Origin of the sequence: Dictyobacter arantiisoli (genome assembly GCF_008326305.1) — a bacterium.
GTDB classification, from domain to species: Bacteria; Chloroflexota; Ktedonobacteria; order Ktedonobacterales; family Ktedonobacteraceae; genus Dictyobacter; species Dictyobacter arantiisoli.
Genome location: NZ_BIXY01000058.1, coordinates 12962 through 23851, shown reverse-complemented (window position 1 = coordinate 23851; position 10890 = coordinate 12962). Strand labels below are relative to the sequence as shown.

Genomic DNA, 10890 nt, shown 5'->3' with positions numbered 1-10890 from the left:
CTCATGATAACTGATAACATTGTAGACATCTACGAATTGACGCCGATACAGCAAGGTATCCTCTTTCACTCGATTCAGGAACCAGAATCGGGGATGTATGTTCAGCAGTTGGGCTGTGTTCTTGAGGGGAACCTTCGCATAGGAGCATTCGAGCGAGCATGGAAATATGTCATTGAGCGCCACCCGACTTTACGGACTTCGTTTCACTGGGAGGAGCTTGACAAGCCACTGCAAGTTGTCCAACAGGAGGTTGATCTCCCTCTGGCACAATATGACTGGCGGCATGTATCTCCAGATGAGCAGAAAAGCCAGTTAGAGGATGTGCTTACAGCGGATTACCTGCGTGGATTTGATCTATCGCAAGCACCGTTACTCCGTCTGACACTTATTCGACTTGGGGAGACACACTACCATTTTATTTGGAGTTACCATCATCTTCTCCTGGATGGTGTGTCTCTCTCCATTGTTCTCAGAGAGCTGTTTACCTCGTACGAAGCGATATGTCAGGGCCGTCCTCTGTCATTAGGGTACGCCCATCCATATCGGAACTATATTGATTGGTTTCAACAACAAGACTTATCCAGGGGTGAGGCCTTCTGGCGCCAGCAACTGAAAGGTGCAACGGCTCTCACGTCATTTGCCGTTGATCACATACCTACGGCAAGCGCAAAAGAGTATGGCAGGCAGCCCCTACGGCTGTCGACAGAGATGACTGGAAAGCTGAGGGAACTGGTACGTCAGCAAAGTGTCACTCTGAACACGGTCGTACAGGCATGCTGGGCTTTGCTGCTCAGTCGCTATACTGCTCAGAGCGATATCATCTTCGGATCTGTAATGTCCACGCGACCTGCTGATCTTGTGGGTGTAGATACAATAGTAGGTTTGTGTATTAACACGTTACCGGTTCGTATCTATGTAGATGATAGACAAACAGTAGGGACATGGCTACGTCAACTTCAGGAACAGCAGGCGGAGTTGCGCCAGTATGAGCACACACCGCTGGTACAAGTACAGCAGTGGAGTGAAGTACCTCGAGGACAGCCTCTCTTTGAGAGCATTCTTGTCTTCAAGCATTTCTTAGCAGAAAACGCTTTACATAATGTGGAAGGCAATCTGAAGATTCTTGATACATATCCAATAGAGCGGAATAATTATCCACTCACATTAAGTGTTGTTGCTGCGGCTGGAAGTGATGTGCTCTTTCAAATTGATTATGATTGCCGTCGCTTCGATTCTGATGTTATCAAGCGCATGGCGGGTCATTACCAGACATTGCTCGAAGGGTTGATTGCCGATCCCACCCGGCGGCTGTCTGAATTGCCCCTGTTAACTGAGGAAGAATATCAGCAGCAAGTTGTGGCCTGGAATGCCACAAAGGTTAGTTATCCCGACGATCAGTGTCTGCACTATCTTTTTGAGAAGCAGGTACAACTGCGTCCACAGGCGACGGCGGTGATCTGTGAGCAGCATGTATTGACCTATGAGCAGTTGAACCGTCAGGCCAATCAACTGGCCCACTACCTGCGGAGTTGGGGTGTTGGACCAGAAGTGCGCGTCGGTTTGTGTGTGGAACGTTCGGCTGAGATGATCGTAGGAGCTATGGGGATTCTCAAAGCGGGTGGCGCGTATGTTCCCATGGATCCGACCTATCCGCAAGAACGGTTAGCGTACTTGCTAGAGGATTCAACTGTGCCGCTCCTGGTGACACAGCAGCGATTGCTGCCGAGGTTACCTGAGCATAGGGCGAGAGTGGTCTGTCTGGATGGTGAGCAGGAGGTGTTTTCCCGGCAGAGTGAGGAGAATCCGGTAAGCGGAGTCACAGCCGAGAATCTGGCATATATGATCTACACATCGGGTTCAACGGGCCGTCCAAAGGGTGTCCTACTGAACCACCATGGTCGAATTAACAATTTTTATGACTTTAACAGACGTTTTGGAGTCCATTCAGAGGATCGTCTTCTCACGTTGGCCTCACTGAGCTTTGATATGTCAACCTACGATATGTTTGGCATACTAGCAATCGGTGGGACAGTAGTAACCCCGAGGGCAGAGGTCGAGCGTGATCCAGCTGCGTGGGCGGATATAATGCTGCGACATCAGATAACCGTGTGGCATTCGGTACCATCGCTCCTGGAGATGTATATCAATCATATCAATCACAGGCCAGAGCTCTATCCACGTTCTCTGCGAGTGGTGTTACTCGGTGGTGACTGGATTCCAGTAACTCTTCCCGATCGTATGAAGGCTATCAAGGACGATGTTCAAATTGTAGGTCTTGGCGGAGTCACCGAGGTATCGATGGATTCTACGACCTATCTCATCGATCGTCGAGATCCGACATTGAAAAGTATCCCATATGGTTGTCCGATTGCCAACACAGAGGCATATGTGCTTGATAAGCACCTGAATCTTGCTCCAATAGGGGTTGCCGGCGAAATGTACCTTGGTGGGGTTGGTCTAGCACGGGGCTATTTGAATAGAGGTGATCTTTCAGCAGAGCGCTTCATTCCTCATCCATTTAGTCGTGTACCAGGTTCACGGCTCTATAAGACGGGGGACCTGGCACTATATTTACCAGATGGGAATCTTGAGTTACTTGGGCGCATCGATTTTCAAGTAAAAATTCGTGGATACCGTATTGAGTTGGGCGAGATTGAGGTTGCTCTACGCCAGCATCCTGCGGTACAGGAAAGCCTGGTTATCGTACGAGAAGATGTGCCGGGAGATAAGCGACTGGTTGCCTACATTGTTCTTAAACGGTCGGTAGATGTGGATGCCAAAGCCGCAACGCAACTCCTTGATGATATACGTCGCCGCCTTCGTGCTGCATTGCCGAGCTACATGGTGCCAGGGGCCTTCGTGTTACTGGAAACGCTCCCTCTGACACCCAATAGCAAGGTGGATCGACGGGCACTACCTGCCCCCTCGGATGTGCTGCCTGCGAGAGACAAGGCCTTTGTTGCTCCAAGGACATCGACAGAAGAGATGCTGGTAGATATATGGACACAGGTATTGGGTATTGCTCGTGTCAGCGTCAATGATAGTTTCTTTGATCTGGGAGGGCACTCGTTATTAGCTACTCAGATTATGGCTCGGATCCGCACGACGTTTTCCCTGGACATCCCTCTACGGAGTTTGTTTGACACACCAACGATAGCAGGCCTTGCCAGATCCATTGAGGTTGCACAAAGCAGGAAGCATGGATTGCTCATTTCGCCTCTGGTGCCTCAGCCGATACAGGGGAATCCACCACTATCTTTTGCACAGCAGCGATTGTGGTTTATTGATCAACTGACTCCCAATGATCCGGTCTACAATATTTCTGTCAGACTGCAACTCACTGGTAGACTAGATGTGACCGCGTTGGAGAACAGCTTAAACGAGGTCATACGTCGTCACCAGATTATGCGTACAACCTTTGTCATGGAAAATGGGCACCCGGTGCAGGTTATTGCTGCATCCCTTTTGTTGCCGTTGTATATCATAGATTTGCGCACGTTATCTGAAGAAGAACGGAATATGACGGCAGAACATCTCGCGACTGAAGAAGCGCAGCTTACCTTCGACCTTACCCGTGGGCCGCTGGTCCGTGCCGGCCTGGTTTGTTTAGATAGAGATGAATATATCCTATTGCTTACGATCCATCACATTATCTGTGATGGTTGGTCATTCCGTGTCCTTATTGAAGAGGTTGCCTCTCTCTATACAAGTTTTGCTTCCCATACACCGATGCAATTGCCAGAGTTGTCCATTCAGTATGCGGATTACGCACTATGGCAGCGGAACTGGTTGCAAGGTGACATCCTTGAGCAACAACTGAAATATTGGAAAACGCAGCTCGACGGTGCTCCACCTCTGCTTGAAATACCCTCATCCCATTCACGACCTCCTGTGCAAACGTATCGAGGTGCGCAATCTCTCTTTACATTGCCTTATGATCTGCGACAGGGGTTAAAAGAGCTCAGTCAACAGGAAGGTGTCACACTCTTCATGACACTCCTCGCGGCATTCCAAATACTTCTTGCGCGCTACACCGGGCAAACAGACATTGTAATCGGGATGCCTATTGCCAATCGTACGCATGCCGAGTTAGAGCAACTTGTTGGTTTCTTTGTGAATATGCTGGTGATTCGCGTCGACCTCTCGGATAATCCGAGCGTGCAGGATCTGTTAAAGCGAGTACGAGATGCCGCAATGGATGCCTATACTCATCAGGACTTACCATTCGAGCAGTTGGTCGAGGCAATGCAACCCGAACGTAATCTGAGTTATGCTCCCCTCTTTCAGATAGCCTTTGCTTTTCAGAATATTCCGCCAGTTGATCTTGTCGTACCAGATCTGACGGTCCGCCAGCTGGATGCGGTCAATCTTGCCGCACAAGCCGATCTTAATCTGGTCATGTGGGAAACGCCTGAGAATCTGTGTGGGGCACTTCAATTCAATGTCGACCTGTTTGAAGAAACAACGATCAAACGTCTTGTCGGACACTATCAGCAGTTGCTTGAAGGATTACTTGCCGATCCTACCCAGCTATTATCTGAATTGCCTCTGCTGAACGAGGAAGAATATCAGCGGCAAGTCGTGACCTGGAATGCTACTCAGGCAGATTATCCTGATGACCAGTGCCTTCATTCCCTCTTTGAAAGACAGGTACAGCTGCGTCCGCAGGCATCAGCATTGATGTTCGAACAGCATATAGTGACCTATGAAGAGCTGAACCGTCGGGCTAATCAGCTGGCTCATTATCTGCAGAGCCAAGGTGTTGGACCCGATGTACGTGTCGGTTTGTGTGTGGAACGTTCTGTTGAGATGATCGTGGGTGTTCTGGGTATCCTCAAAGCGGGTGGCGCGTATGTTCCCATGGACCCGACCTATCCGCAAGAACGGTTTGCGTACCTACTAGAGGATTCGGCTGTGTCGCTCCTGCTGACACAGCAGGGGGTGTTGCCGAAATTACCTGAGCATAGGGCGCACGTGATCTGTCTGGATGGTGAGCAGGAGGTGTTTTCCCAGCAGTGTGAGGAGAACCCGGTAAGTGGAGCTACACCTGAGAATCTAGCCTACATAATCTACACCTCAGGATCAACGGGTCGTCCAAAGGGAGCAATGATCACGCATCGAGCTATAACTGCCCGTGTGACTGGTTTAATCGATATTTTTGGTCTCGATGCAAGTCACAAACAGATGCAATTTGTATCCTTATCATTTGACATCTCCGTTGAAGAGATCTTCCCAACCCTGAGTAGTGGTGCCTCCTTGCTATTGAGTGGTGCCTCAACGAAGGTGTCTACTCTGGAGCTCCTCTCCGACTGTCAACGCTATGGTGTGACAAAGCTTAATCCTCCTGTTGCCTATTGGCACCAACTTGTTAATGACCTAATGACATGGAAGCAACTAGTTCCAGAAACGCTTAAACTCCTGGTAACAGGCGGTGAGAGTCCGTCGCTGGCAAGGTTGAAGGAATGGGTTCATCTCTTGCAGCGTCCATCACGGTTTCTCAATGTCTGGGGGACTACGGAAACAACTATTCTGGCTACAATCTATGAGTCCCCTATGGAGCAAGAAGCCCTTGATCGCCTGTCGACATTACCGATTGGTCGTCCGATCGCTAACACGCAGATCTATATCCTGGATGAGCAATTCCAGCCGGTTCCATTCCTGGTGACAGGAGAGCTCTATATTGGCGGTGAAGGACTGGGTCGAGGGTATCTCAACCAACCCGCATTGACCGCCGAGCGGTTTGTGCCCAATCCCTTCAGCGCGATTCCAGGTGCTCGTTTATACCGAACGGGTGATCTGGGACGTTATCTGGCTGATGGCACGATCGAGTTTCTGGGTCGGCGCGATCATCAGGTCAAGCTGCGTGGATTCCGGATTGAATTGGGCGAGATTGAAGTAATTCTGGAAGAGCATTCAGCCGTTTCAGGTGCTGTAGTGATGATACGCGAGGAGGTTGTAGGAGATAAACGGCTGCTGGCATATGTGGTGAGCAAAATTGATGAGAAGCATGTCTTGCCTGACGAGTTGAAGCGCTACCTTGGGGAGCGCTTGCCGGACTATATGGTGCCATCGGTCATCATAGTGTTGGATGCCTTCCCTCTTACACCAAATGGTAAAGTTGATCGCCGAGCACTTCCGGATCCTGGGACGATGTGGGTGGAGTCAGAGGTGGACCATGTTGCCCCACGCTCCCAAGTTGAGGAGATCGTGGCGGCTATCTGTGCGACGGTTCTCAATGTCGAGAAGCTGGGGATGTATGACAATTTCTTTGAACTGGGTGGAAATTCCTTGCACATTACGCAGATAATCTCTCGCTTGCGCATGGCTTTCCAGATGGAAATTCCAATGCAGAGTGTGCTTAAGACACCCAATGTTGCTGGCTTAGCCAAACAGATTGAAGAAATTCAAAGGGTTTCGTTGGGCCTACAAAGCCTACCTCTACTGCCAGCTCCCCGAGACCAGCACATTCCGCTATCCTTTGCCCAGCAACGCTTATGGTTTATTGAGCAGTTAGAACCAGGAAATTCTCTCTATAATACGCCTGCCTATGTGCGTTTGAGAGGTTCTCTGGATATCACCGTGTTGCAATGCAGTATCAGCGAAATTGTGCGTCGTCATGAAGTGCTGCGCACGACCTTTGTTGCAGAAGATGGGCAGGCCGTCCAGGTCATTCAGGATGCAGCGCTGGTCTTGCTGCCTGTGATCGATGTCTCGGGGCTGTCTGGCGAAGAACGTGAAGCTGAGGCTCAACGACTCGCTCAAGCAGATGTGCAGATGCCCTTTGATCTATCCGTGGGCCCTCTACTGCGGGTGCAACTGGTGCGCCTGCACGAGCGAGAGCATGTGATGCTTGTCACGATGCACCATATCATCACCGATGGCTGGTCGATGGGCATTCTGCTCGAAGAGGTCAGCACGCTCTACACGGCCTTTGTTGCCGGGCAGCCCTCACCATTGCCGGATCTGCCAATTCAATACGCCGACTTTGCCGTCTGGCAACGAGCCTGGTTCCAGGGAGAGATGCTGAATGCTCAGCTTGCCTACTGGAAGACCCAGTTAGCAGACGCCCCCACCGTGTTAGAATTACCCACCGATCGAGCTCGTCCAGCGGTGAAGACCTATCATGGAGCACACCACGTCTTCGCGCTCCCTGAAGCGTTGAGCCAAGGGCTCAACGTCCTGAGTCGGCAAGAAGGGGTCACACTGTTTATGACGTTGCTGGCAGGTTTCCAGGTGTTGCTTGCTCGCTATACGGGAGTGGAGGACCTTGTGATTGGGGTGCCAATAGCCAATCGGAACCGGGTGGAAACCGAAGCGTTGATCGGCTTTTTTGTAAATACGCTCGTATTGCGAGGAGATCTGAGGGAGAATCCAAGCTTCCGAGAACTGCTAGCGAGAACGCGCGCTGTGGCATTGGGAGCCTATGCACATCAGGATCTGCCCTTTGAGGTTCTGGTGGAGGCGCTGCAACCGAAGCGAAGTTTGAGCCATTCCCCATTGTTCCAGATTATGTTTGTGTTGCAAAACCAGCCGGTGTCCGGATCGGAACTGCCAGGTATCCAGATGGAGCCAATGCTAGTAGAAAGCTCTCTTGGGAAGTTCGATATGACACTATCCATGGTGGAAAATGGCAGCAGGTTAGAAGGAACCCTTGAGTACGACACCGATCTGTTTGATGCTTCCACCATCTCCCACTTCATTCAGCATTTTGAGGTATTACTGAAAAGTATGCAAGCCAATTCTGATGCACCTTTGAGCGAGTTGTCACTCCTGTCAACAGAAGAGCGGACCCTGATCCTGGATACCTGGACAGCGACAGAGACAGCCTATCCACGAGAACGTTGTCTTCAGGATCTCTTTGCTGAACAGGTTGCGCGACAAGCGGATGCAATAGCCCTGGTTTGCGGGGAGCAGCAGATAACATATCAAGAATTGAACCTGCGGGCCAATTTCCTTGCCAGACAGTTACAACAGAGAGGTGTTGGGCCAGAGGTGCCTGTTGGAATCTGTATGGAGCGTTCGCTGAATCAAATAATAGGGTTGTTAGGTATTCTGAAGGCTGGAGGGGCATACGTAGCAGTAGATCCTCATAATCCGGTACAGAGAATGCTCTACATATTTGAGAATGCACAGATCAAAGTATTACTTACACAGCACGATCTTCTGGAGCGTCTACCGGAACTGGCTATACACGCTCCATTGTGTCTGGACAGCACATGGTATGAAGGAAGCCAGGAGGAGCGTGATCTTTCGCCAGTGCACAGAGCACTCAGCGATAATCTTGCTTATATTGCCTATACATCTGGTTCTACCGGGGAGCCAAAGGGTGTCGGTATCCAGCAGAAAAGCGTCGTGCGGCTTATCAAAGAGACAAACTATATGAGCTTTTCTGCACAGGATGTGTTTTTGCAATTTGTTCCGATCTCTTTTGATGTTTCATCGCTGGAAATCTGGGGATGTCTCCTCAACGGAGCACGGCTTGTCATAGCCCCTGCGCAAAATCCATCATTATATGTACTAGCGCAACTTATTGAGCGGCAACAAATTACGACAGCCTGGCTTACTTCTGGCCTGTTTCATCAGATGGTCGACTATCATCTGGATTGCTTGCTTGGCCTGAAACAACTTCTGGCTGGTGGCGATGTACTATCGGTGACCCATGTACAAAAGTTCTTGGCACAGTCACAGGAATGCATGCTGATTAACGGTTATGGACCAACAGAGAATGCTACGTTTACCAGCTGTTACACTATGACGCCGGGGATGCAGGTTGGTTCGTCGGTTTCTATTGGTCGTCCGATCGCTAACACGCAGATCTATATCCTGGATGAGCAATTCCAGCCGGTTCCATTCCTGGTGACAGGAGAGCTCTATATTGGCGGCGAAGGACTGGGTCGAGGGTATCTCAACCAACCCGCATTGACCGCCGAACGGTTTATGCCCAATCCCTTCAGTGCGATTCCAGGTGCTCGTTTATACCGAACGGGTGATCTGGGACGTTATCTGGCTGATGGCACGATCGAGTTTCTGGGTCGGCGCGATCATCAGGTCAAGTTGCGTGGATTCCGGATTGAATTGGGCGAGATTGAAGTAATTCTGGAAGAGCATTCAGCCGTTTCAGGTGCTGTAGTGATGATACGCGAGGAGGTTGTGGGAGATAAACGGCTGCTGGCATATGTGGTGAGCAAAATTGATGAGAAGCATGTCTTGCCTGACGAGTTGAAGCGCTACCTTGGGGAGCGCTTGCCGGACTATATGGTGCCATCGGTCATCATAGTGTTGGATGCCTTCCCTCTTACACCAAATGGTAAAGTTGATCGCCGAGCACTTCCGGATCCTGGGACGATGTGGGTGGAGTCAGAGGTGGACCATGTTGCCCCACGCTCCCAAGTTGAGGAGATCGTGGCGGCTATCTGTGCGACGGTTCTCAATGTCGAGAAGCTGGGGATGTATGACAATTTCTTTGAACTGGGTGGACATTCTTTGCTCATTACGCAGATAATCTCTCGCTTGCGCATGGCTTTCCAGATGGAAATTCCAATGCAGAGTGTGCTTAAGACACCCAATGTTGCTGGCTTAGCCAAACAGATTGAAGAAATTCAAAGGGTTTCGTTGGGCCTACAAAGCCTACCTCTACTGCCAGCTCCCCGAGACCAGCACATTCCGCTATCCTTTGCCCAGCAACGCTTATGGTTTATTGAGCAGTTAGAACCAGGAAATTCTCTCTATAATACGCCTGCCTATGTGCGTTTGAGAGGTTCTCTGGATATCACCGTGTTGCAATGCAGTATCAGCGAAATTGTGCGTCGTCATGAAGTGCTGCGCACGACCTTTGTTGCAGAAGATGGGCAGGCCGTCCAGGTCATTCAGGATGCAGCGCTGGTCTTGCTGCCTGTGATCGATGTCTCGGGGCTGTCTGGCGAAGAACGTGAAGCTGAGGCTCAACGACTCGCTCAAGCAGATGTGCAGATGCCCTTTGATCTATCCGTGGGCCCTCTACTGCGGGTGCAACTGGTGCGCCTGCACGAGCGAGAGCATGTGATGCTTGTCACGATGCACCATATCATCACCGATGGCTGGTCGATGGGCATTCTGCTCGAAGAGGTCAGCACGCTCTACACGGCCTTTGTTGCCGGGCAGCCCTCACCATTGCCGGATCTGCCAATTCAATACGCCGACTTTGCCGTCTGGCAACGAGCCTGGTTCCAGGGAGAGATGCTGAATGCTCAGCTTGCCTACTGGAAGACCCAGTTAGCAGACGCCCCCACCGTGTTAGAATTACCCACCGATCGAGCTCGTCCAGCGGTGAAGACCTATCATGGAGCACACCACGTCTTCGCGCTCCCTGAAGCGTTGAGCCAAGGGCTCAACGTCCTGAGTCGGCAAGAAGGGGTCACACTGTTTATGACGTTGCTGGCAGGTTTCCAGGTATTGCTTGCTCGCTATACGGGAGTGGAGGACCTTGTGGTTGGGGTGCCAATAGCCAATCGGAACCGGGTGGAAACCGAAGCGTTGATCGGCTTTTTTGTGAATACGCTCGTATTGCGAGGAGATCTGAGGGAGAATCCAAGCTTCCGAGAACTGCTAGCGAGAACGCGCGCTGTGGCATTGGGAGCCTATGCACATCAGGATCTGCCCTTTGAGGTCCTGGTGGAGGCGCTGCAACCGAAGCGAAGTTTGAGCCATTCCCCATTGTTCCAGGTTATGTTTGTGTTGCAAAACCAGCCGGTGTCCGGATCGGAACTGCCAGGCATCCAGATGGAGCCAATGCTAGTAGAAAGCTCTCTTGGGAAGTTCGATATGACACTATCCATGGTGGAAAATGGCAGCAGGTTAGAAGGAACCCTTGAGTACGACACCGATCTGTTTGATGCTTCCACCATCTCCCGC

General features: G+C 50.8%; 1 protein-coding gene. It reads left to right on the top strand.

Annotated features, from left to right (window positions below):
* Window positions 1-3 precede the first annotated feature (3 nt).
* Window positions 4-10890, top strand: a 10887-nt coding sequence (locus tag F1593_RS18020) for a non-ribosomal peptide synthetase (protein WP_149402957.1), incomplete at its 3' end; no start/stop codon positions are given.